The 22,919-nt window shown below is 65.6% G+C and carries 25 protein-coding genes; 6 read left to right on the top strand and 19 right to left on the bottom strand.

All coding sequences use genetic code 11. From position 1 onward, the window contains the following. Positions 1–124: 124 nt before the first annotated feature. The 4 genes from rplS to rpsP all read right to left on the bottom strand — a co-directional run bounded on the left by rplS (position 125) and on the right by rpsP (position 2,393). Positions 125–514, bottom strand: a complete 390-nt coding sequence (gene rplS, locus AC1DFU_RS26170) for a 50S ribosomal protein L19 (RefSeq protein WP_092301947.1) — start codon at positions 512–514, stop codon at positions 125–127. Positions 515–591: 77 nt separating this feature from the next. Further along, a complete protein-coding gene (gene trmD / locus AC1DFU_RS26165; protein ID WP_092301944.1) occupies positions 592–1,374 on the bottom strand; it encodes a tRNA (guanosine(37)-N1)-methyltransferase TrmD in 783 nt (260 codons plus the stop codon). A gap of 28 nt (positions 1,375–1,402) precedes the next feature. Next, a complete protein-coding gene (gene rimM, locus AC1DFU_RS26160; RefSeq protein ID WP_092301941.1) occupies positions 1,403–2,080 on the bottom strand; it encodes a ribosome maturation factor RimM in 678 nt (225 codons plus the stop codon). A gap of 61 nt (positions 2,081–2,141) precedes the next feature. Next, a complete protein-coding gene (rpsP, locus tag AC1DFU_RS26155; RefSeq protein WP_092301938.1) occupies positions 2,142–2,393 on the bottom strand; it encodes a 30S ribosomal protein S16 in 252 nt (83 codons plus the stop codon). Positions 2,394–2,720: 327 nt separating this feature from the next. Here rpsP and AC1DFU_RS26150 point away from each other — a divergent pair, with 327 nt between their 5' ends. Both AC1DFU_RS26150 and AC1DFU_RS26145 read left to right on the top strand, forming a co-directional pair. Then, the gene (locus AC1DFU_RS26150; protein WP_092301936.1) at positions 2,721–3,125 is read left to right on the top strand and encodes a hypothetical protein; all 405 of its coding nucleotides are present in this window, start codon (positions 2,721–2,723) and stop codon (positions 3,123–3,125) included. Between the two features lie 318 nt (positions 3,126–3,443). Further along, entirely contained in the window at positions 3,444–3,938 is a 495-nt protein-coding gene (locus tag AC1DFU_RS26145) for a TM2 domain-containing protein (protein ID WP_092301933.1), read from the top strand. A gap of 281 nt (positions 3,939–4,219) precedes the next feature. Here the strand turns inward: AC1DFU_RS26145 and AC1DFU_RS26140 are convergent, their stop codons facing one another. Then, positions 4,220–5,395: a PA0069 family radical SAM protein gene (locus AC1DFU_RS26140; protein WP_092301930.1), complete on the bottom strand. Its 1,176-nt coding sequence runs from the start codon at positions 5,393–5,395 to the stop codon at positions 4,220–4,222. A 16-nt stretch (positions 5,396–5,411) separates the two neighbouring features. Continuing rightward, positions 5,412–5,906 (bottom strand): Lrp/AsnC ligand binding domain-containing protein, encoded by a 495-nt coding sequence (locus AC1DFU_RS26135; protein WP_092301927.1) that lies wholly within the window; start codon positions 5,904–5,906, stop codon positions 5,412–5,414. 109 nt (positions 5,907–6,015) lie between these two features. Between AC1DFU_RS26135 and AC1DFU_RS26130 the strand changes: the two genes are divergently transcribed. Then, complete coding sequence (locus AC1DFU_RS26130; protein WP_092301924.1) at positions 6,016–7,320, top strand: D-amino acid dehydrogenase; 1,305 nt, start codon at positions 6,016–6,018, stop codon at positions 7,318–7,320. Positions 7,321–7,398: 78 nt separating this feature from the next. Here the strand turns inward: AC1DFU_RS26130 and AC1DFU_RS26125 are convergent, their stop codons facing one another. The 7 genes from AC1DFU_RS26125 to AC1DFU_RS26095 form a co-directional block, all read right to left on the bottom strand. Next, entirely contained in the window at positions 7,399–9,183 is a 1,785-nt protein-coding gene (locus tag AC1DFU_RS26125; protein WP_441593609.1) for an acyl-CoA dehydrogenase, read from the bottom strand. 121 nt (positions 9,184–9,304) lie between these two features. Next, complete coding sequence (locus AC1DFU_RS26120; protein ID WP_092301918.1) at positions 9,305–10,240, bottom strand: electron transfer flavoprotein subunit alpha/FixB family protein; 936 nt, start codon at positions 10,238–10,240, stop codon at positions 9,305–9,307. Between the two features lie 17 nt (positions 10,241–10,257). After that, positions 10,258–11,007 (bottom strand): electron transfer flavoprotein subunit beta/FixA family protein, encoded by a 750-nt coding sequence (locus AC1DFU_RS26115; RefSeq protein WP_092301915.1) that lies wholly within the window; start codon positions 11,005–11,007, stop codon positions 10,258–10,260. 235 nt (positions 11,008–11,242) lie between these two features. Beyond that, a complete protein-coding gene (locus tag AC1DFU_RS26110; protein ID WP_092301912.1) occupies positions 11,243–12,040 on the bottom strand; it encodes a MetQ/NlpA family ABC transporter substrate-binding protein in 798 nt (265 codons plus the stop codon). A gap of 39 nt (positions 12,041–12,079) precedes the next feature. Then, positions 12,080–12,733, bottom strand: coding sequence for a methionine ABC transporter permease (locus AC1DFU_RS26105; protein WP_092301909.1), 654 nt, complete (start codon positions 12,731–12,733; stop codon positions 12,080–12,082). Continuing rightward, positions 12,723–13,757: a methionine ABC transporter ATP-binding protein gene (locus AC1DFU_RS26100; protein WP_092301906.1), complete on the bottom strand. Its 1,035-nt coding sequence runs from the start codon at positions 13,755–13,757 to the stop codon at positions 12,723–12,725. The genes AC1DFU_RS26105 and AC1DFU_RS26100 overlap by 11 nt, the downstream gene beginning before the upstream one ends. A 206-nt stretch (positions 13,758–13,963) precedes the next feature. Further along, positions 13,964–14,887 carry a histone deacetylase family protein gene (locus tag AC1DFU_RS26095; protein WP_092301903.1) on the bottom strand — a complete coding sequence of 308 codons (924 nt, stop codon included), beginning with the start codon at positions 14,885–14,887 and terminating at the stop codon, positions 13,964–13,966. Between the two features lie 130 nt (positions 14,888–15,017). Here AC1DFU_RS26095 and mltB point away from each other — a divergent pair, with 130 nt between their 5' ends. From mltB to AC1DFU_RS26080, 3 genes are all read left to right on the top strand, one after another. Further along, positions 15,018–16,124 carry a lytic murein transglycosylase B gene (gene mltB, locus AC1DFU_RS26090; protein ID WP_092301901.1) on the top strand — a complete coding sequence of 369 codons (1,107 nt, stop codon included), beginning with the start codon at positions 15,018–15,020 and terminating at the stop codon, positions 16,122–16,124. A gap of 83 nt (positions 16,125–16,207) precedes the next feature. Continuing rightward, complete coding sequence (locus AC1DFU_RS26085; RefSeq protein WP_092301898.1) at positions 16,208–16,576, top strand: ArsR/SmtB family transcription factor; 369 nt, start codon at positions 16,208–16,210, stop codon at positions 16,574–16,576. Beyond that, a complete protein-coding gene (locus tag AC1DFU_RS26080) occupies positions 16,548–17,033 on the top strand; it encodes an SRPBCC family protein (protein WP_441593608.1) in 486 nt (161 codons plus the stop codon). The genes AC1DFU_RS26085 and AC1DFU_RS26080 overlap by 29 nt, the downstream gene beginning before the upstream one ends. 60 nt (positions 17,034–17,093) lie before the next feature. On the opposite strand, the gene cysM is transcribed toward AC1DFU_RS26080, so the two are convergent. From cysM to AC1DFU_RS26050, 6 genes are all read right to left on the bottom strand, one after another. Next, entirely contained in the window at positions 17,094–17,996 is a 903-nt protein-coding gene (gene cysM, locus AC1DFU_RS26075; RefSeq protein ID WP_092302019.1) for a cysteine synthase CysM, read from the bottom strand. A 133-nt stretch (positions 17,997–18,129) separates the two neighbouring features. Further along, positions 18,130–19,443 carry a solute carrier family 23 protein gene (locus tag AC1DFU_RS26070; protein WP_441593607.1) on the bottom strand — a complete coding sequence of 438 codons (1,314 nt, stop codon included), beginning with the start codon at positions 19,441–19,443 and terminating at the stop codon, positions 18,130–18,132. Between the two features lie 147 nt (positions 19,444–19,590). Further along, on the bottom strand, positions 19,591–19,959 hold the full coding sequence (locus AC1DFU_RS26065; protein ID WP_092302013.1) for a ComEA family DNA-binding protein: 369 nt from the start codon (positions 19,957–19,959) through the stop codon (positions 19,591–19,593). 183 nt (positions 19,960–20,142) lie between these two features. Next, positions 20,143–21,138, bottom strand: a complete 996-nt coding sequence (gene rfaD, locus AC1DFU_RS26060) for an ADP-glyceromanno-heptose 6-epimerase (protein ID WP_092302010.1) — start codon at positions 21,136–21,138, stop codon at positions 20,143–20,145. A gap of 42 nt (positions 21,139–21,180) precedes the next feature. After that, positions 21,181–22,122: a D-glycero-beta-D-manno-heptose-7-phosphate kinase gene (rfaE1, locus tag AC1DFU_RS26055; RefSeq protein WP_092302007.1), complete on the bottom strand. Its 942-nt coding sequence runs from the start codon at positions 22,120–22,122 to the stop codon at positions 21,181–21,183. Between the two features lie 6 nt (positions 22,123–22,128). Continuing rightward, the coding region (locus tag AC1DFU_RS26050) for a UDP-glucose dehydrogenase family protein (protein WP_441593606.1) at positions 22,129–22,919 on the bottom strand (791 nt) is incomplete at its 5' end.

Here is a 22,919-nt window from a genome sequence, read left to right as displayed (position 1 = left end):
CCATTGAGTATGACAGAAGCGCGCCATGTCGCGCTGCAGCACACATATAAGCAAAAAGGACACCCGAAGGTGTCCTTTCCGAATCCGATACGGCACCGGTTGCCCGGCGCCGGACGGCATCGCCTTACTCGGCGGCAGCAGCCTTCGCAGCCTTCGAGACCAGCTTTTCCTTGATACGTGCCGACTTGCCCGAACGCTCGCGCAGGTAGTACAGCTTTGCACGGCGCACGTCGCCACGACGCTTCACTTCGATGCCGGCGATCAGCGGCGAGTACAGCTGGAACGTACGTTCCACGCCTTCACCCGACGAGATCTTGCGCACGATGAAGGACGAGTTCAGGCCACGGTTACGCTTGGCGATCACGACGCCTTCGTAGGCCTGCACGCGCTTGCGGGTGCCTTCCACGACGTTCACGTTGACGATCACGGTGTCACCCGGGGCGAACGCGGGAATGGTCTTGTTCGCGGTCAGGCGCGCAATCTCTTCCTGCTCGATTTGCTCGATGATGTTCATCGTTTTTTCTCCATTACCATCATGCCAGCGTTGTATGCCCCAGGACTTGTCCCGGGCCCCGGCAGAGGATGGGGTTTTCATTTGGCGGGAGCGAACTCCCGCCCTGCTTTCGCCGTCCACTCCGACAGAAATTTCTCATCGGCCTTGGACAACAACCCTTGACCACGCGCCGCCTCGATCAAATCGGGACGCTTGCGCGCGGTGTTGGCCAGCGCCTGCTGGCGCCGCCATTTCTCGATCTCGGCATGATGGCCCCCGAGCAAGATATCGGGCACCCGCACACCTTCATATTCTTCCGGCCGCGTGTAGTGCGGACAATCGAGCAGGCCGTTGACGAAACTGTCCTGCACGGCCGACTGCGCATCGCCCAGCACGCCGGGCAGATGCCGCACTACCGCGTCGATCAGCGCCATGGCCGGCAGTTCACCGCCGGACAGCACGAAATCGCCGAGGCTGATTTCCTCGTCCACGCGACGCTCGATCAATCGCTGATCGATCGCCTCGTAGCGACCGCACAACAGCACCAGGCCAGGCCGCTGCGACAGCGACATCACCTTCTCATGCGTGAGCGGGGCGCCCTGCGGCGACATCAGCACCACATGCGGGACTGCCACACCGGCTTCCGCCTGCGCCGCGGCCGCCGCGTCGATCGCGTCGTCCAGCGGCTTGGCCAGCATCACCATGCCAGGACCACCGCCGTAAGGCCGGTCGTCGATGGTGCGGTAATTGTCGACCGTAAAGTCGCGCGGATTCCAGGTGCGCAGCGCGTAACGCTGCTGCTTGGCCGCCCGGCTGGTAATGCCCCAGTCGGTCAGCGCCCGAAACATCTCGGGAAACAGCGTGATTACATCGAACTGCATCCGCGGCCCCTTGGTGTGCTTCGGTACTTCAGTAGTCGAGCCCCCAGTCCACCACGATGCGCCGGGTGGTGGTATCCACCGTGCGCAGGAACGCGTCCACGAACGGCACCAGCCGCTCGCCGGGCTTGCCATCCGGCAGCGTGTACGCCACCTGGAGGATCTGGTGGGCACCATTGTCGATCAGGCCGGATACCTCGCCCAGGGTTTCGCCCTGTTCGTTGAGCACGGCGCAACCGATCAGGTCGACCCAGTAAAACTCATTCTCTTCCGGCGGCGGAAAATCCGCGCGCCGGATCCAGACGCGACGCCCTTTCAGGGCTTCGGCAACATTGCGTTCCGCTACGCCGGTGGCCTGGGCCACCACGGTGCCGCTATGCTCGCGCGACTGGGCAATCTTGACGCAGAGCGCCTCGTCCGGCTGTGCCGGCGCCACCACCACGCCGGCCTGCGGCGCACGAAGCAGCCACCAGCGGCGGGCGTGGAGCAATGCGGAGGCGTCGTCCGCGTGCGGCTGGACCTTGATCCAGCCACGGATGCCATAGGCGGCGCCCACATAGCCCACTTCGACGAGATCGTCGGGCAGGCTGTCGGTGAACAGCAGCGCTGCGGGCAGCTTGCGGGGCTTGGGCGGCTGGCCCGATACCTCGGCCTGCGCCGCGGTACCTTGCCGATTTAACGGCTTGCGGCCGGGGGCGTTGCCAGTCACTGAGACGATGCGTCCGATGCGTCAGGCACGCGCCACAACGGGCCGCGCGCCTTGGCGGCAATCAGGCAGCGGCCTTGGCGGCTTGCTTGACCAGACGGGCAACCGTCGGCGACAGCTGGGCGCCAACGCCTTGCCAGTACGTCAGGCGGTCTTGCACCAGGCGCAGGGTTTCTTCCTTGCCGGAGGCGAGCGGGTTGTAGAAACCAACGCGCTCGATGAAACGGCCATCGCGACGGTTGCGCGAGTCAGCGGCAACGATATTGAAGAAGGGGCGCTTCTTGCTGCCGCCGCGAGCCAGACGGATTACGACCATGGGGTTATTCCTCGAAAAAACGGGGGTGTGCGAACACGAAACGCAAGAGTATAGCCCAGTTCCCAATGCCAAACAAACACTTAGCGCGCAATTCGCGCCGGGCGCGGCCACCGGTGCGCCGTTGGCGCAACATGGCCTGCAGGCACCGTCGCGTAAACCGCGAATCCCGCGCAAACCCCGCCACCGGCGCGACGTTATAAAGCTGGCAAAAATGTCGAAACAATCGGTTACACGGGTAACGGGATTGGCATAGGCGGTCACACGGCGCCTGCGTACCATGAACCCATCTTCCTGACTCTTTCCCTGCTAAGGATCTTGGGATCTCGCATGCTTACCCGCCCCCACCTGCGCCTCCTGGTGGCTGGTACCTTGGCCCTCTCGGGCCTGATCGGCAGTATTGCCGCCAGCCACGCGCAAGTTGCCTTCTGGCACACCGCCCGGGCCGAACAGTCGGCGCGCGTCAACCGCGTTGCCGGCGGATGGGAAATGGCGAGCGTACGTGCCGAAAGCCGGGATCATGTGCGGGCACAGATCGAACGCATGGAGCAGCGGGCGCGCAATGACGACCGCCTGAGCGGGCGCCCGCCCGGTGCGCCGGGCCGCGACGAGGATCGTCCGGTACGGCAGACGTCCGACCGCAGCGTGAATGATAACCCGGGGCGCAGCAACGACATGCGTCCATCCGGCATGGGCCCGGGCTGGCAGGCGCGCAGCCGCGATGGCGGGCGCTGAGTCCCGCGCCTCTCCCCTTCTCCCCTTTCTCGAACGGCCGGAACTCCGGCCGTTTTGCTTGGTCTTTCAAGATGTGCGGGCCTCGTGCCCGCACAGGCTGCCGCCCGGTGCAGTCGGCGATTCCAGACGGGGTTCAACCCCGGCGCCCTCGCAGCGTGCCGTTGTTGCGCAGACGGCAATCGAACTGACCTGCCTCTGCCCGGCACCCACTGGTCCGGCTCCGGCCACTCCGGTCTTGTCCCGATATCCTCACCGGGCGCAGCCTCCACGTACAATGTGACGATTGTCAGCCTCCGTGCCTGCCACATCGCCTCCACAATGCCTACCACCGCAAGCCAAGCCCCTGCCCTCAGCGCCGATGCGCGCCGCCCGGCCCGGGGCAAGTCCAAGCTGATCACCGTCGCCCTGGCCTTCCTGTTCGGCAGCCTGGGAGCACATCGCTTCTATCTGAAGGGCTTCGGCGACAAGTTCGGCTGGGCACACCTGCTGGCCACGCTGGCGGGGGCGATCGGAATTGCGTCGCTGGTGACGGGCGCCGGGTCCACCGCGTTGAACTGGACGTTCGCGGTGGCGGGCGGCACCTCGGTGATTGCGGCATTCCTGACCGCCATCGTGTTCGGGCTACGCCCCGACGACCGCTGGGATGCGCGCTATAACGCACACGACACGCCCACGCGCTCCGGCTGGCCCGTGGTGATCCTGGTCATCCTGTCGCTCCTGATCGGCACCGGCCTGCTCATGGCCGGGCTCGCCATCAGCTTCCAGACGTTCTTCGAGTCGCAGGTGGAGGCGGCCAAGGCGCTTTCCCAATAGTCAGCGCGCACTTTCGCTGCAACCTGACAATGGGATGACATTGGTCAAACGCGCTTCTGCAAATCACCCATACTGGTAAGTCCGAGTACGCACGGAATGGAGCATGGCCCGCCATGGCGGGACGATGCAAAGGAGTGCCCGATGGAACATCCCACGTATGAAGAAGGACGCCTGGCTGCTATCGCAGTCAGGCTGGCCCTGTCGTCGGGCCTGCCGACGACCAGTGCGAAGGCCGCGCTGGAGCTGGCCTGCCGCATGATCGAGGATCAGCAGGCGGCGCCTCAGAACAGCGAACCCTGCCGGTCGTCGGTACCGCGCGGACGCCCGTTGGGCCGGGTCGGCCTGGGCGGGGGCCTGAAGCGCGACGTATCGAGTTCGAACCGGTTGTAACGGAAGCCTAGCCGCTCGGCGGTCTTGTAGAACCGCTGACGCATCAGATCGGCCCAAATCCCCGTGCCGCGCATGCGCGAGGCGAAGTCGGCATCGTAATCCTTGCCGCCCCGCATCTCGCGCACGCGGTTCATGACCCGCTCGGCACGATCCGGGAAATGCGCTTCGAGCCACTCCTGGAACAGCGGACTCACCTCCCACGGCAGACGCAGCACGATGTAGTTGGCGTAGACCGCCCCGGCCTCCCGGGCGGCTTCCAGCACGCGCTCGAGGTCCGGTTCGGTGACGAACGGGATAATCGGCGCCACGCTCACCCCTACCGGAATCCCCGCATCGGTCAGTTCACGAATCGTGCGCAGCCGCCGCGCCGGCGTGGCTGCGCGCGGTTCCAGCGTGCGGGCGATGCCGGCGTCGAGTGTCGTGATCGTCACAGCCCCCACCGCGAGCCGCTTGGCGGCCATGGGCGCCAGCAGGTCGATATCCCGTTCGATCAGTGACGACTTCGTGATCAGCGCCACCGGGTGGTCGGTCTCGTGCAGTACCTCCAGCAGGCTGCGCGTGATGCGCTGCTCGCGCTCGATGGGCTGGTAGGCGTCGGTGTTCACGCCCAGCGCGATGGTCTCGCACCGATACGACGGCTTGGACAATTCTTCGCGCAGGCGCTCGGCCGCATTGGTCTTGGCATAAAGCTTCGTCTCGAAATCGAGCCCCGGTGACAGGTCCAGATAGGCGTGCGTCGGCCGGGCGAAGCAGTAGATGCAGCCGTGCTCGCAGCCCCGGTAAGGATTGAGCGAGACATCGAACGGGATGTCGGGCGAGGCGTTGCGCGACAGGATCGAGCGGGCCTGCTCGAGCGTGACCCGGGTGACGAGCTTGGGCGGCAGCGCGTCATCGGCGGGGGCCGGGTCGTCATCGGCCGGCGCCCAGCCGTCGTCGAACGCCTCGCGCTGGTCGCGCTCGAAGCGTCCCTGGAGGTTGCTGACGGCGCCGCGCCCCTTGCGGGCCACGGGCGGACGGCGGGCGCCCTCGCCCTCCCCGTCGCCGCCGAAGTCGTGTTCGTCACCCATCTTGCATCGAACGGCCTTACTCGCGCTCTTCCACCGAGATGGCCAATGTCTCCTTGATTTCTTCCATCACCACGTAGCTTTTAGATTGGGCTGCGCCCGGCAACTGCAACAGAATGTCGCCGAGCAGACGGCGGTACTCGCTGATCTCGCGAATCCGCGCCTTGATCAGGTAGTCGAAGTCGCCCGAGACGAGGTGACATTCCAGCACCTCGGGAATCCGCAGCACCTCGCGCCGGAACTGCTCGAACATATTGCCCGATTTGTTGCCCAGCGAAATCTCCACGAATACCAGCAGCGCACTGCCGAGCAGCCCCGGATTCAGCCGGGCGTAGTAGCCCATGATGACACCGTCGCGCTCCAGCCGCTTCACGCGCTCGATGCAGGGCGTGATGGTCAGCCCCACCCGCTCTGCCAGGTCTTTCATCGACACCCGCCCGTCGTCCTGGAGCACCGTGAGAATCTTCCGATCCAGCCGATCGAGGCCGCGCACCGGCTGACGTGTCGTTCTCATGACTTTTTCCTGTTTTTCTAATTTAATCGGTAACTAACACTGCTTTGAAGTCAATAGTATAGATACGAATCCTTCTATTCCATTCTTTCGCAGGTCCGGAGTCATCGAGATGCGTGTTCTAGTGCTTGGCAGTGGCGTTATTGGCGTGACCAGCGCGTGGTACCTGGCCCGTGCCGGTCATGAAGTGACCGTCGTGGATCGCGAGTCCGCGCCCGCGCTCGGCACCAGCTTTGCCAACGCCGGCCAGATCTCGCCGGGCTACGCGTCGCCGTGGGCCGCGCCGGGCGTGCCGCTCAAGGCCATCAAGTGGATGTTCCAGGAGCACGCGCCGCTGAGCATCAAGCCTGACGGCACGCTGTTCCAGCTCCAGTGGATGTGGCAGATGCTGCGCAATTGCACGCCGGCACGCTATGCCGTGAACAAGGAACGCATGGTGCGACTGGCCGAGTACAGCCGCGATTGCATCCGCACGCTGCGGGCCGAGACCGGTATTGCCTACGAAGGCCGCCAGCAAGGCACGCTCCAGGTGTTTCGCACGGACGCGCAGCTCGAAGCCGCCGCGCGCGACATCGCCGTGCTCGAGGAAGCGGGCGTGCCCTATCAATTGCTTTCGCGCGAGGAACTCGGCGCGAGCGAACCGGCGCTGGCCGCCGCAGGCCACAAGCTGGCCGGCGGCCTGCGCCTGCCGAACGATGAAACCGGGGATTGCCAGCTGTTTACCCAACGGCTGGCAGCCATGGCCGAATCGCTCGGCGTGCAGTTCCTCTACAACCGCTCGATCGACGGCCTGATGACCCAGGGCGATGCCGTGACCGGTGCCGTGGTTGGCGGCCAGCCGATGTATGCCGAGGCCGTTGTGGTGGCGCTCGGGAGCTGGTCCACGCCGTTCGTCCGCAATGTGCTGCCGGGGCTGTCGAACCTGCCGGTGTACCCGCTCAAGGGCTTCTCGATCACGGTGCCGATGACCGATGCCGCGCGCAGCCCGGTATCCACGGTGCTCGACGAGACCTACAAGGTGGCGATCACGCGCTTCGACGACCGCATCCGCGTGGGCGGCATGGCGCAGATCGTCGGCTACGACCGTTCGCTCGATCCGGCCAAGCGCCGCACGCTCGAACACGTGGTGACGGACCTGTTCCCCGGCGCCGGGGATGTCAGCCGCGCCACGTTCTGGACTGGCCTGCGTCCGATGACGCCGGACGGCACGCCCGTGGTCGGCCCCGCCGGGATTCGCGGCCTGTGGCTCAACACCGGCCACGGCACGCTCGGCTGGACCATGGCCTGCGGCTCGGGCAAGCTGCTGTCCGACCTGGTCTCGGGCACGCAGCCAGCGATTCGCGCCGACGACCTGTCGGTGGACCGCTACCGCCAGCCCGCGCGCACGCACGGCGTGCCGCGTCCGGTGCCGGCCTGATCGTTCCTGATCTCGGACTTCGACGAAAAAAAGGCGACCTTCGGGTCGCCTTTTTTCATCCCCAACGCAAGTTGCGCGTCAGAACTGGTCCACCGACATCGCCTTGACCGGCTCGGCGCCGGCCACGATGGCGTCGCGCAGCGACGACGCCTGCGACAGGATGTGCTCGCCGAAGAAATGCGCCGTGGCGATCTTGGCCTCGTAGAACGCCGGGTCTTCGCTACGCTTGGCATCCGCCGCCAGCATCGCGCGGCCCAGTTGCCAGCCCGAGAACACGATGCCGCACAGCTTCAGGTACGGCACGCTGCCCGCGAACACCGCGTTCGGATCGCCCTTGGCGTTCTCCACGACGAAGCGCACCACGGCCTCGAGCGCCTCGCGACCCCGCTTCAACTGGCCCTGCACCGCCTGGAACGAGGCGCAGCTGTGCTGGCCGAGCGCGGCCTCGGTCTCGGCGATCTTCGCGCAGATCGCGCGCGCCACGGCACCGCCATCGCGCACGGTCTTGCGGCCGACGAGGTCATTGGCCTGGATGGCCGTGGTGCCCTCGTAGATCGGCAGGATCCGCGCGTCGCGGTAGTACTGGGCCGCGCCGGTTTCCTCGATGAAGCCCATGCCGCCGTGCACCTGCACGCCGAGGCTGGTCACGTCGATCGACAGCTCGGTGCTCCAGCCCTTGATCACGGGCACCATGAACTCGTAGAACGCCTGGTTTTCGCGGCGCGTCGCCTCGTCCGGATGCTGGTGGGCGGCATCGCTGGCCGCGGCGGCCACGTAGGCCACGGCACGTGCGCCTTCGATCAGTGCGCGCATCGTCATCAGCATGCGCTTGACGTCGGGGTGATGGATGATCGTCACGGCCTCGCGCGCCGAGCCATCGACCGGCCGGCTCTGCACGCGCTCCCGCGCATAGGCCACGGCGTGCTGGTAGGCGCGCTCGGACACCGCGATGCCCTGCATGCCCACCGCGAAGCGCGCCGCATTCATCATGATGAACATGTATTCGAGGCCGCGATTCTCCTCGCCCACCAGCGTGCCGACGGCGCCGCCGTGATCGCCGAACTGGAGCACCGCCGTCGGGCTGGCCTTGATGCCGAGCTTGTGCTCGATCGACACGCAGTGCACGTCGTTGCGCGCACCGGTCGTGCCGTCCGGGTTGACCAGGAACTTCGGCACGACGAACAGCGAGATGCCCTTGACGCCCTCGGGCGCGGTCGGCGTGCGGGCCAGCACCAGATGGACGATGTTCTTCGCCATGTCGTGCTCGCCGTACGTGATGAAAATCTTGGTGCCGAACAGCTTGAACGTGCCGTCGCCCTGCGGCTCGGCGCGCGTGCGCACGGCGGCCAGGTCCGAGCCGGCCTGCGGCTCGGTCAGGTTCATCGTGCCGGTCCATTCGCCCGCAATCAGCTTGGGCAGGATGACCGTCTTCTGTTCGTCGGTGCCAGCAGTCAGCAGGGCTTCGATGGCGCCATCGGTCAGCAGCGGGCACAGCGCGAACGACAGGTTGGCGCTGTTCAGCATCTCGATGCACGGCGTGCCGACGAGCTTGGGCAAGCCCTGGCCGCCAAAATCGCTCGGATGCAGCACGCCCTGCCAGCCGCCCTCGCCGAACTGGCGGAACGCGTCGCGGAACCCGGGCGTGGTGGTGACCACGCCGTCCTTCCAGCTGCTGGGGTCGAGATCGCCCGCACGGTTCAGCGGGGCCACCACTTCCTCGTTGAACCGGGCCGCTTCCTCAAGCACGGCCTGCGCCGTGTCCGGGGTGGCTTCCTCATAGCCCGGCATCTGGCTGACGGCGTTCAGGTCCGCCAGTTCGTTCATGACGAACAGCATGTCCTTGAGCGGTGCGCGATAGGTCATCGAAGTCTCCTGGATCTTGTAAAAAAGCCGCTCGCGGGACGCTCCCGGAACGGCTTCATTCTTCTTGTTGTGGCGCCGGCGCCCGTACCAGACAGTACGGGGGCCGGCGCGGGGCCAGACCTCAGCCCAGTGCTGCCACCAGCTCAGGCACCACGGTGTTCAGGTCGCCCACCAGGCCGTAGTCCGCCACCGAGAAGATCGGGGCTTCGGCGTCCTTGTTGATCGCGACGATCACCTTGGAGTCCTTCATGCCGGCCAAATGCTGGATCGCGCCCGAAATACCGACCGCGATGTACAGCTGCGGCGCGACGATCTTGCCGGTCTGGCCGACCTGATAGTCGTTCGGCACGAAGCCGGCATCCACGGCCGCGCGCGAGGCGCCCAGCGCGGCGCCCAGCTTGTCGGCCAGCGGCGTCAGCACCTTGGTGTAGTTCTCGCCCGAACCCACGCCACGGCCACCGGAAACGATGATCTTGGCAGCGGTCAGTTCCGGACGGTCGCTCTTGGCCACTTCGCGCGAGACGAATTGCGAGATGCCCAGGTCGGCCACGGCCGGCAGGGTCTCGACAGCAGCCGAGCCACCTTCGGCGGCAGCCGCGTCGAACGCCGTGCCGCGCACCGTGATGACCTTGATCTTGTCGGCCGACTTCACGGTGGCAATGGCGTTACCAGCGTAGATCGGGCGCTCGAAGGTATCCGGTGCGTCGACCTTGGAGATTTCCGAGATCTGGGCCACGTCCAGGCGGGCGGCCACGCGCGGCAGGATGTTCTTGCCGTAGGGCGTTGCCGGCGCCAGGATATGGCTGTAGTCGTTGGCGATGGCCAGGGCCTGCTCGGCCACGTTCTCGGCCAGGCCGTCGCCGAAATAGGCGGCATCGGCCAGCAGGACCTTGGTCACACCGGCGATCTTGGCAGCGGCATCGGCGGCAGCCTTGGCATTGGCGCCGGCTACCAGCACGTGGACGTCGCCACCGCACTGGGCGGCAGCCGTCACGGTGTTCAGCGTGGCGGCCTTGATCGATTGATTGTCGTGTTCAGCAATGACGAGTGCAGTCATGTTTTCTCTCCCCGCGCTCAGATAACCTTGGCTTCAGACTTCAGCTTTTGCACCAGCGTGGCCACATCGGGCACCATCACGCCTGCGCTGCGCTTGGCCGGCTCCACGACCTTCACGGTCGACAGACGCGGGGCCACATCCACACCGAGGTCTTCGGGCTTCACGGTTTCCAGCGGCTTCTTCTTGGCCTTCATGATGTTCGGCAGCGTCACGTAGCGCGGCTCGTTCAGGCGCAGGTCCGTGGTCACCACGGCCGGCAGCTTGACCGACAGCGTTTCCAGACCGCCATCCACTTCACGGGTCACCGATGCCTTGCCATCCGCCACCACCACCTTCGAGGCGAACGTGGCTTGCGGCAGGCCGGCCAGCGCGGCCACCATCTGGCCGGTCTGGTTCGAGTCATCGTCGATGGCCTGCTTGCCCAGGATCACCAGTTGCGGCTGTTCCTTGTCGATCAGTGCCTTGATCAGCTTGGCCACGGCCAGCGGCTGCAGGTCTTCGTTCGATTCCACCAGGATGCCGCGATCGGCGCCGATGGCCATCGCGGTGCGCAGGGTCTCCTGGCATTGCGTGACGCCGCACGACACGGCGATCACTTCGGTGACGACGCCAGCTTCTTTCAGGCGCACGGCCTCTTCCACGGCGATTTCGTCGAACGGGTTCATGCTCATTTTGACGTTGGCCAGGTCGACGCCCGAGCCATCCGACTTCACGCGGACCTTGACGTTGTAGTCCACCACCCGCTTGACTGCGACGAGTACTTTCATGCGCTCACTCCACTGATAGCTGATAGTCCAAAGATTTGAATCGCTCGCCATTATAACCACCGGGGTGGCGCAGCTTTAGTTTTTCGAACGATCGTACTATTTTATAGACAAAGAATTGCCGGGGCTAGCCCGGCAACTGAAGAAATCTGCGCCCATTGTGCCGCAGGATGCCCCGCGTGCACAGGGTTTGGACGATTTCCTCGAAAATCGTCCCGGACCGGCGCCCGATTGATGATTACCAGGCGGTGATCACCGACTCCTTGTAGGTGTTGGCGATGTACTGCTTCACCTCGGCCGAGTGGTAGGCCTTCACCAGCTTGGCCACCCACGGCTTGTCCTTGTCCGCCGCGCGGATGGCGATCAGGTTCGCGTACGGACCCTTCGGGCCTTCTGTGGCGATTGCATCACGCGTGGGGGACAGGCCGGCGGACTCGGCATAGTTGCCGTTGATCGCGGCGGCGTCCAGGTCGTCGAGCGAGCGCGGCAGCTGGGCGGCGTCGAGTTCGACGATCTTGATCTTCTTCGGATTTTCCACGATGTCCAGCGGCGTGGCCTTCAGACCGGCGTCCGGACGCAGCTTGATCAGGCCCTTGGCCTGCAGCAGCAACAGGCCGCGACCGCCGTTGGTCGGATCGTTCGGCACGCCCACGCGGGCGCCCTGCTTGATCTGGTCCAGCGACTTCACCTTCTTCGAGTACACACCCATCGGGAACGTGACCGTGAAGCCCACGTGCGTGAACTTGTAGCCGCGATCCTTGATCTGGGCTTCCAGGTACGGCAGATGCTGGTAGCTGTTGGCGTCGAGGTCGCCAGCGGCCAGCGCGGCGTTCGGCTGGATGTAGTCGCTGAACTCCACCACCTGGATGTTCAGGCCGTCCTTGGCCGCCACCTTCTTCACCTGCTCCATGATCTGCGCGTGCGGGCCGCCCGTCACGCCAACCTTGATCGGCTTTTCCTGCGCCAGCGCGCCCGTGGAAACGGCCAGGCCCAGCGCCACCGCTGCGGCAGTCTTCAGCAAATTACGACGTTGCATTTTTGATTTACCCCTAGTTTCCCTGCGAATTGAAACCCATCAGCGATGGCTGATGCGGCGCACGAGCCAGTCGCCAAAGCTCTGCACGGCCTGTACGAAGACGATCAGGATCACCACCACGGCGACCATGACCTCGGTGATATAGCGCTGGTAGCCGTAGCGGATGCCCAGGTCGCCCAGCCCGCCGCCGCCGATGGCGCCGGCCATGGCCGAATAGCCGACCAGGCTCACGAAGGTGATGGTCAGGCCGGCCACGATGCCGGGCATCGCCTCGGGCAGCAGCACCTTCCAGACGATCTGGCGCGTGGTGGCACCCATCGATTGCGCGGCTTCCACGAGGCCCTTGTCCACCTCGCGCAGCGCCGCCTCGACCAGCCGGGCGATGAACGGCACCGCCGCGATCGTCAGCGGCACCACAGCCGCCGTCGTGCCGATCGACGAACCGACGATAAAGCGCGTGAACGGGATCACCACCACCAGCAGGATGATGAACGGGATCGACCGCACCGCGTTCACGACCACGCCGATGGAGCGGTTGAACAGCGGATGCGACAGCACGCCGCCCCGGTTGGTCAGGTGCAGCAGCACGCCCAGCGGCACGCCGAACAGCGCGCCCACCACGCCCGAGATCGACACCATCAACAGTGTCTCGCCGAACGACGCCAGGAACAGGTCAAACATTTCAGACCACATGTTCGATCTCCTCCACCACGACGCCCTGCGTCTGCAAATACTCCATCGCCGCGCGCACCGCGGCCGGCTCGCCCGTGGCCATGATCGCCAGCGAGCCGAACGCCTGCCCCTGGATCTCGTCGATATGGCCGTGCAGGATGTTGAAGTCCAGTCCGTGCTGGCGGATCGCCTGGGCCAGCACCGGCTGGTCGACGTTCTCGCCCGTGAAGGCCAGCCGGTAGACGTGGTCGCGGCCGTTGCCGAGCCGGCTTTCCACGCGCTTGAGCACGCTGGCCGGCAGTTCCTGGGCAATCACGTCGCCGATCATCGCGCGCGTGACCTCGTGCTGCGGGCGCAGGAAGACGTCGATCACACGGCCGCTTTCCACCACCTGACCGGCCTCGAGCACGGCCACGCGGTCGCAGACCTGCTTGATGACCTCCATCTGGTGCGTGATCATGACGATGGTCAGGCCCAGCTCGCGATTGATCTGTTTGAGCAGGTCGAGGATTGAGCGCGTGGTCTCGGGATCCAGCGCGGAGGTGGCTTCGTCGGACAGCAGCACCTTCGGCTTGCTCGCCAGCGCGCGCGCAATGCCCACGCGCTGCTTCTGGCCGCCGCTGATCTGCGCGGGATGGCGGTCGCGCAGCGCCGACAGACCCACGAGGTCCAGCAGCGGCAGCACCGTCGCGGCAATCTCGGCCTTGGTCTTGCCGGCCAGCTCCAGCGGCAGCGCCACGTTGTCATAGACCGTGCGCGACGACAGCAGGTTGAAATGCTGGAAGATCATGCCGATTTCGCGGCGCGCCGCGCGCAGGCGGCTGGCATCCATCGCAGTCAAATCGTGGCCGTCGACGATCACCCGGCCGGCGCTGGGCCGGTTCAGCAGATTGATGGCACGCACCAGCGTGCTCTTGCCGGCCCCGCTTCGGCCGATGATGCCGAAGACTTCACCGGGCGCGATGGAGAGGCTGACATCGCGCAGCGCATGCACTTCCCCCGACCCGCCGGGGAATCGCTGCGAGAGTCCTTGCAGTTCGATCATGGAAAGAGAAAAGAAAACGGCAACAGCGTGGGGTCTCCAGCGTTGTTGCCGCGCATTATTTTTCTGAAGCTCGCATTTTATGCGATCCGCTTCATACCTCAAACGAGATTTTTTCGATCGTCTTATGCGCTGGGAGCATATAGAAGCACCGTCAATCGCATTTTTGCGAATTACGGGTCACTTGGATCGATGATCTTTGTTCGTATTCACCCTTCCATCATCACCTTCAGGTGCGCGAGCACGCTCCGCCCCAGCGCGCTGAGGTTGTAGCCCCCCTCCAGGCAGCTCACGATGCGGCCCTTGGCGTGCACGCGCGCTACTTCCATCAGCCGTTCGGTCATCCAGGCGTAGTCCTGCTCGACCAGGCCCATCTGGCCGAGGTCGTCCTCACGGTGGGCATCGAAACCGGCCGAGATGAACAGCATCTGGGGCCGGAACTCGTTCAGGCGTGGCAGCCAGATCGTCTCCACCACCTCGCGCACGGCCATGCCGTTGGTATAGGCGGGCAGCGGGATATTCGACATGTTCGGCGCAATGTGCTCCGTGCCGCTATACGGATAGAACGGGTGCTGGAAGAAGCTGCACATCAGCACCTGGGGGTCGTTGCGGAATGCCGCCTCGGTGCCGTTGCCGTGGTGGACATCGAAATCGATCACGGCCACGCGCTCCAGACCATGCGCGACCAGCGCGTGACGGGCGGCAATCGCCACGTTGTTATAGAAGCAGAAGCCCATGGCGCGGTCCGGCTCGGCGTGGTGGCCCGGCGGGCGCACGCAGCAAAACGCGTTTTCCAGTTCGCCGGCCATCACGGCGTCGGTGGCGGCCACGGCGGCGCCGGCCGCGTGCGTGGCGGCGGTCAGCGTGTGGCGGTTCATCGTGGTATCGGGATCGATCGCGTGGTAGCCGCTCGCGGGGCTCACGGACGCCAGCTGGGAGACGTAGTCGGGCCGGTGCACGCGCTCGATCTGCTCCTCGGTGGCGGCCGGCGCGTCGCGGCGGTCCAGCAGCCCGTCCAGCCCGTGCGAGATCAGGTGATCCTCGATCGCCTGCAGCCGTTCCGGGCATTCCGGATGGAAATGTCCCATCTCGTGCAGCTGGAATGCGGGATGTGTGTAATAGCCCGTTGGCATTGTCGTTTCCGGGTCAAGTTTGTCTCCAATCGATACGTTAGCACATGACGTGCCACATCATCCGTGGGCCGGCGGGGTCGCTGGCGCCGGGAGGCATCCGCTATACTCGGTGCGACTTGCAAAGGACAACATGACCGACAAACAGCGCTCCATGCGCCGCCCGCTGCTGGGCGCCGCACTCACCGCTGCCGCATTGGGCCTGTGCGGCGTTTCTCCTCGACTGATGGCTGCCGGCAAGCGTCGCGTGGCCGTCCGGGAAGAAGAAATCGAACCGGGCCGCTATCGAAATCATCCGCAAACCCGTGCGTTCATCGACGACATGGTGGCCCGCCACGGCTTCCCGCGCGCGGAGCTGGACACGTATTTCAGTCAGGCCGTGTATTCGGCCACGGTGTCGCGGCTGATCATGCCACCGAGCACGCCGGGCCGGAAGAGCTGGCGGACGTACCGCTCGCGCTTTATCGAGCCGATCCGCATCAACGCCGGCGTGCGCTTCTGGCAGGAAAACCGCGACACGCTGCGCCGCGCCGAGGCCGAATTCGGCGTGCCGGCGTCAGTCATCGTCGGCATCATCGGCGTGGAAACCATCTACGGGCGCGATATGGGCACGTTCCGCGTGCTGGATTCGCTCTCCACGCTGGCCTTCGACTATCCGGACACCCCGAACCGCGACGCACGCACCCGGCTGTTCCGCGAGCAGTTGGCGGACTACCTGCTCTGGTGCCGCGAGACCCGCACCGATGTCTATTCGGTACTCGGCTCGTACGCGGGCGCGGTGGGCATTCCGCAGTTCATGCCGACCAGCCTGCGCGAGTACGCGATCGACTATGACAAGGACGGGCACGTCGACCTGCGCAACAGCGCCGTCGATGCCATTGGTAGCGTGGGCCGCTTCCTGCAGCTGCACGGCTGGGAACAGGGCCGGCCCGTGATCTGGCGCATTGCCGGCGACGAAGGCAGCCGGGGCATTGCCGTGGCTGCGGCAGACGGCGAGCCGTGGCCCACGCGCACGCTGAACCAGCTCACCCGCGCCGGGTTGCGCGTGGACGAGCCGATCGACCTCCAGCGCGAAGGCGAGACCGGCGTGCTGGTGGTGGACTTGCCCACGCCGGACCAGCCCACCGAGTACCTGATCGGCCTGCGCAATTTCTACGTGCTCACGCGCTACAACCGCAGCTTTTTCTACGCGCTGGCGGTGTACCAACTCGGCGAGGCAGTCAAAGCGGCGATGGGCTGATCGCCACCCCCCATTCGCCGACCCCAAATCCCCGTCCAGGCTCTGTCTTGCCGGGGATTTTCTTTTGGCCTATAGTTACCCATATGGCTAACTATCAAGCGACAGTCAGCGAGGTATTTCACGCGCTCGCCGACCCCACCCGCTGTGCGATTGTCAGCGCACTGGGCGGCGGCGCGCAGTCGGTGTCCACGCTGGCGGCGCCATTCGACATGGCGCTGCCGTCGTTCATGAAGCACCTGACCGTGCTCGAGCGTAGCGGCCTGATCCGCACGCACAAGCTCGGGCGCACCCGCACGTGTGAGTTGTTGCCGGAGCGGCTCTCGCAGGCTGAGCAGTGGATCGCCGAGCAGCGCGCCGTCTGGGAGGCCAGGTCCGATCGCATGGCCCAATTCGTCGAACGTCTACATCAGGAGGAGCAAGCCCATGTCAAACAGCCCAGCCGACAACGCTGAATCCCGCGACCTCGTCATCTCCCGCGTGCTGCGCGCGCCGCGCTCGGCACTGTGGCGCGCCTGGTCGGATCCGGCATTGCTCAAGGAATGGTGGTGCCCCAAGCCCTGGACGACCGAGGTGCTGGCCTTCGACCTCCAGCCCGGCGGCGCCTTCCATACCATCATGCGCGGCCCCGACGGTGGCGTGAGCGACAACCCTGGCAGCTTTCTCGAAGTGGTGCCGCAATCGCGCCTTGTCATGACGTCGATGCTGACGGGCGGCTGGCGTCCGGCCAAGCCGTGGCTCGGCTTCACGGCCATCATCACCATGGCCGACGAAGGCACGGGCAGCCGCTACACCGCCACGGTGATGCACCCCGATGACGAAACGCGGGACCAGCACGAGAAGCTGGGCTTCTTCGACGGCTGGAACACCTGCATCACCCAGCTCGACGACTTCGCGCTGAACTTGCGCTAGATAGAAAAAGGCCCCGGCAAACGCGCGGGGCCTTTACTCGTACGAGAAACGCGGGACCGATCAGGCCGGGAATACGCCGGTCGACAGGTAGCGGTCACCACGGTCGCAGACCACGAACACGATCGTCGCGTTTTCCACTTCCTCGGCCACGCGCAGCGCCACGCACAGCGCGCCGGCGGCGGAAATGCCGCAGAAGATGCCTTCCTCGCGCGCCATGCGGCGGGCCATGTGCTCGGCGTCGGCCTGCGACACCGGCTCCTGGCGGTCTACGTACTTCGGATCGTAGATCTTCGGCAGATAGGCTTCCGGCCACTTGCGGATGCCGGGGATGCGCGAGCCTTCGGCCGGCTGCGCGCCGACGATCTGAATCGCCGGGTTCTTTTCCTTGAGGAAGCGCGAGACGCCGGTAATCGTGCCCGTGGTGCCCATGGCGGACACAAAGTGCGTGATACGGCCCTCGGTTTCCGCCCAGAGTTCCGGGCCCGTGGTCTCGTAGTGCGCCAGCGGATTGTCCGGATTGGCGAACTGGTCGAGGATCACACCCTTGCCTTCGCGCTCCATGGCTTCGGCGAGGTCACGCGCGTACTCCATGCCGCCCTTGACCGGCGTGAGGATGATCTCCGCGCCATAGGCCGACATGCTCTGCCGGCGCTCGAGGCTCAGGTCCTCCGGCATGATCAACACCATGCGGTAGCCGCGGATGGCCGCAGCCATGGCCAGCGCGATGCCGGTATTGCCCGAGGTCGCCTCGATCAGCGTGTCGCCCGGCTTGATGCGGCCGCGCGCCTCGGCACCACGGATCATCGACAGCGCGGGACGGTCCTTGACGGAACCGGCCGGGTTATTGCCTTCGAGCTTGCCGAGAATCACATTGCCGCGCGCCTCGATGGCGGCGCCGGGGATGCGCTGGAGTCTGACCAGCGGCGTATTGCCGATGGTGTCTTCGATCGTCTTGTAGGCCATGGTGCAGGGGAATGTCGCGGGAGGGGGTGTCGCCAATGTCTTTGTTGTCGCGGGTCATTGTAATGCACCCACCTTACCCGCACCGGCAGGGCGGGCATTCCCCCACCCCAGCCGGCCCCGCCATGCCGCCGAATCAGTGCGGCAGCGCGGTTTCTTCGTCGCGGCCCTTGCCCAGCAGGTGATACAGCAGGATGGCGCCGAACGTGGCCGTGCCGATGCCACCGAGCGTCATGCCACCGAGCTTCAGCGTCAGGTCGCCAGCGGCCACGGTCAGCGTGGCCCCCACCGTGATCAGGTTGCGCGAGCTGGAGAAATCCACGCCGTTCTGCACCCAGATCCGCCCGGCCGTGGCCGAGATCAGGCCGAACACGACGATGGTCAGGCCGCCGATGACCGGGCCCGGAATCGTCAGGATCAGCGCGCCGAACTTCGGCGAGAAGCCGAGCAGAATGGCCACCGCCGCCGCTACCACGAAGATCAGCGTCGAGTAGATGCGCGTCACCGCCATCACACCCATGTTCTCCGCGTACGTGGTCACGCCCGTGCCGCCGCCCGAGGCGGACAGCATCGTGGCCACGCCATCGCCGATGAACGCGCGACCGATATACGGGTCCAGGTTGCGGCCCGTCATCACGCCGATGGCCTTGATGTGGCCGAGGTTCTCCGCCACAAGCACGATCGCCACCGGGGCGATCAGCAGCATCGCGCTCGGCTCGAACACCGGCGCCGTGAACGCGGGCAGGCCGAACCAGCCGGCCGCAATCACGCCCGAGAAGTCGATGGCCTTGCCCATGCCCATCACATTGGTGGCGATGTAATACGCGAGGTAGCCAGCCAGCCCGCCCAGCAGCACCGGCAGGCGCCCCACCATGCCCGGCGCGCGCACGGCGATCAGACCCACGGCCAGCACGGTCAGCAGTCCGATCCAGGTATCGAGCGGCGCGGCGCTGACGGCCTTGACGGCCACCGGCGCCAGGTTCAGGCCAATCGCTGCAACGATGGCGCCGGTCACCACCGGCGGCATCAGCTTCTCCACCCAGGCGTAGCCGACCGCCTGCACGATCAGGCCGATCAATGTGTAGACCGCCCCCGCCGCGATGATGCCGCCGAGCGCCACCGGGATATTCAGGTTCGGCCCGCTGCCGGCATAGCCGGTGGCCGCGATGACCACGGCGATGAACGCGAAGCTCGATCCCAGATAGCTCGGCACGCGCCCGCGTACGAACAGGAAGAAAATCAGCGTGCCGATGCCCGAGAACAGGATGGCGATATTCGGATTGAAGCCCATCAGGATCGGCGCGATGGCCGTGGAGCCGAACATCGCCACTACGTGCTGGATGCCCGCCAGAATCGTCTGCCCCGCGGGCAGCCGCTCGTCCGGGCCGATCACGCCCGATGTCTTCAGCCGCCATTTCGGTAGGAAGCCCGTGTCCTCGCCATTCGCCATGTTGTTTTCTCCCTGTTATCGACGTCGCGCATGATACTCCGCGCCGCCCTGGCCGCGAAGCGACCGGGCCGGCGCCGGCCGACAAGGAAGCACAACGCATACCAGCCCCGGGCTGTTGACGCCCCGGGCCTGGTCTGCCGCATGGCGTCAGCGGGCCGCCTTCTGCGTCGATGGTGCCGCGCTGGCCTTTGCCTTGGGATCCTTGCGAGGGGGCGGCGCAGCCTTGCCGAACGTCAGCCCGGCGGCCTCGAGGTTGGCCACCGACTTCGGCCCCACGCCGGGCACCCGGTCCGCGAGGTCGCCGGCATCCTTGAAGGCGCCATGCTTCTCGCGCTCATCGAGGATCCGCTTGGCGGTAGCCGGCCCGATGCCCTTCACGCCGGTCAGCGCGGCTTCGTCCGCCACGTTGACGTCCACGTTGGCATAGGCCGCGCCGCCGAACGCGAGCGACACCAGCAGCGCCACGAACATCCGGCGCATGCACTGGATCAGGGAAACATCGAAGGGATTGCGCATCAGAAAACTCCTTTCCTTATTGGACTCAAGGCTCCGTGCCGGGATGGCGACGGAGCCTTGTCAGGATAGGAGCGGGTGACGGCTAGACGCGTAGTCGGCCACAATCGTTCACAACATCCGCGCGGATGTGTGGCCAACTGCAACGAGGATGTTGCAATCGGCGGTCGGAAACATCCGAAACGGTCAGCCGTTACGCTCGAGCAGCCACTTGCAGTAGCGCGAGACGCCTTCCTGCACCGTGAGGAACGGGGCGGTATAGCCCGCCGACCGCAGGCGCGACACATCGGACTGCGTGAAGCACTGGTACTTGCCGCGCAGCGCGTCGGGGAATTTCACGTATTCGACCAGCCCTTCCTGCACCATCTCCTCCAGCGAGAGCGGCGGCTTGTCCTCGATCTCGCGCAGCGTGTTGACCACGCTGGCGGCGATGTCGTTGAACGGCTGCGAGCGGCCGGTGCCAAGGTTGAAGATGCCGGACTTTTCCGGATGATCGAGGAAGTACAGGTTGACCTTGACCACGTCCTCCACGGACACGAAGTCGCGGCTCTGCGTACCCGGCGCGTAGCCGTTGTACTCGCCGAACAGCTTCACCGAGCCCTCGGCGCGGAACTGGTTGAAGTGGTGGAACGCCACCGAGGCCATGCGGCCCTTGTGGTACTCGCGCGGGCCGTACACGTTGAAGTAGCGGAAGCCGACGATCTGCGAGTGGGCCGCCGGCAGCCGGCGCCGCACCACCTGGTCGAACAGGAACTTCGAATAGCCGTACACGTTCAGCGGGCGCTCGTACTCGCGGTCCTCGCGGAACATCGTCGACGCCCCGTAGGTGGCCGCCGACGAGGCGTAGAGGAACTGCGTGCCCTGCTCCAGGCAGGCTTCCATCAGCGCCAGCGTGTAGCGGTAGTTGTTCTCCATCATGTAGCGGCCGTCGGTCTCCATGGTGTCGGAGCACGCGCCCTCGTGGAACACCGCGCGGACCTTGCCGAAGTCCCCCCGCGCAAAGCGCTGGACGAATTCCGACTTGTCGAGGTAGTCGGCGATCTCGCAGTCCACGAGGTTGCCGAACTTCTCGGCGCGGGTCAGGTTGTCGACCGCGACAATATTGGTCTCGCCGCGCTCGTTCAAGCCCTTGACGAGGTTGCTGCCGATAAAGCCGGCGGCGCCGGTCACGATGATGGTCATGGTAGTTTCAGACTCGAATTTCGGACTTTTACGACACGCGCCTCAGGCGCCGAACAGTTCGGGATACGTGACAACGGCGGTACCCAGCTTGCCGACCACGATGGCGCCGGCCCGGTTGGCGTGCTGCACGGCTTCCTTGAGCGGCACGCCGGCACCGATCATCGTGGCCAGCGTGGCGATCACGGTATCGCCGGCCCCCGATACATCATAGACTTCGCGCGCCTGGGCCGAGACATGAAGCACCTCGGCCTCGGTGTAGAGCGTCATGCCCTCCTCCGAGCGCGTCAGCAGCAGCGCTTCAAGCTGGAGCGAGCGGCGCAGGTTCTGGGCGCGGATGGTCAGGTCCGCCTCGGTCTTCCAGGCGCCCACCACGGCACGCATCTCGGCACGGTTCGGCGTGATCAGCGTGGCACCCCGGTAGCGCGAGTAGTCGTCGCCCTTGGGGTCCACCAGCACGGTGCGGCCGGCCGCGCGACCCGCCTCCACCATGCGGCCGACGTGCGCCAGACCGCCCTTGCCGTAGTCGGACAAGACCAGCACCTGATAGTCGGCCACCAGAGTATTGAAGCGCTCCTGTACCGAAGCCAGCACTTCGTTGGCCGGCGCGCTCTCGAAATCGACGCGCAGCAACTGCTGCTGATGGGCCAGCACGCGCAGCTTGATCGTCGTATTGAGGGTGGGATCGCGTTGCAGGTAGGGCTGCACGTGGCTCTCGGCCAGCAGCGCCTCGAGCGTGCGGCCCGGCTCGTCATCGCCGATCACGCCGAGCATGCCTACCCGGGCGCCCAGCGCCGCGGCATTGCGGGCCACGTTGGCGGCGCCGCCCAGGCGCTCGTCACTGCGCTTGACCTGCACCACGGGCACCGGCGCCTCCGGGGAAATGCGCTCCACGTCGCCAAACCAGTAACGGTCCAGCATCATGTCGCCCACCACCAGCACCTGCGATTGTCGAATCTGGTCCTGCGAAATCTGATTCTTGCTCATAGGGTCTCAGCGCATCGAGGCAGAGCGCCCGATCGCGTGGTATTCGATGCCGGCTGTCGCCATGGCATCGGGTTCGTAGAGATTGCGGCCGTCGATAATGACCGGGGTCTTCAGCTTGGCGCGGATGGCACTGAAATCCGGGCTCCGGAAGACCTTCCACTCGGTCACGATCACGAGCGCGTCGGCGTCCTCGAGGACATCCATCTGCGCCTCGCAGAAGTGTACTCGCCCCGCGCCGCCTTCGATGTCCGCAAGATCTGTCTCGATCACACGGCGCGCTTCGGGCATCGCCACCGGGTCGTGCACGCGCAGCGCGGCGCCGCGCGACACCAGTTCGCGCGCCAGCACCCGCGACGGGGCTTCCCGCATGTCATCGGTATTCGGCTTGAAGGCGAGACCCCAGATTGCGAAGGTCTTGCCCGTCAGGTCTTCGCCGAAGCGCTTGATGACCTTGTTGGCCAAGACCTGCTTCTGGGCGTCGTTGACGGCCTCCACGGCCTCCAGCACCCGCATCGGCTTGCCGTACGACGTGGCCGTGCGCATCAGCGCCTGCACGTCCTTCGGGAAGCACGAGCCGCCGTAGCCGGCGCCGGCGTACAGGAAGCTGTAGCCGATGCGCGGGTCGGAGCCGATGCCGAGTCGGACCAATTCGATGTCCGCACCGACCTCGTCAGCCAGGTTGGCCAGCTCGTTCATGAAGGAAATACGCGTCGCCAGCATCGAATTGGCCGCGTATTTGGTGAACTCGGCCGAGCGCACATCCATATAGAAGGTGCGCTCGTGGTTGCGGTTGAACG

Source organism: Cupriavidus sp. 10L45, from assembly GCF_056395225.1.
The sequence above is the reverse complement of the archived record's forward strand: the minus strand, read 5'-3'. Positions and strand labels throughout refer to the sequence as shown.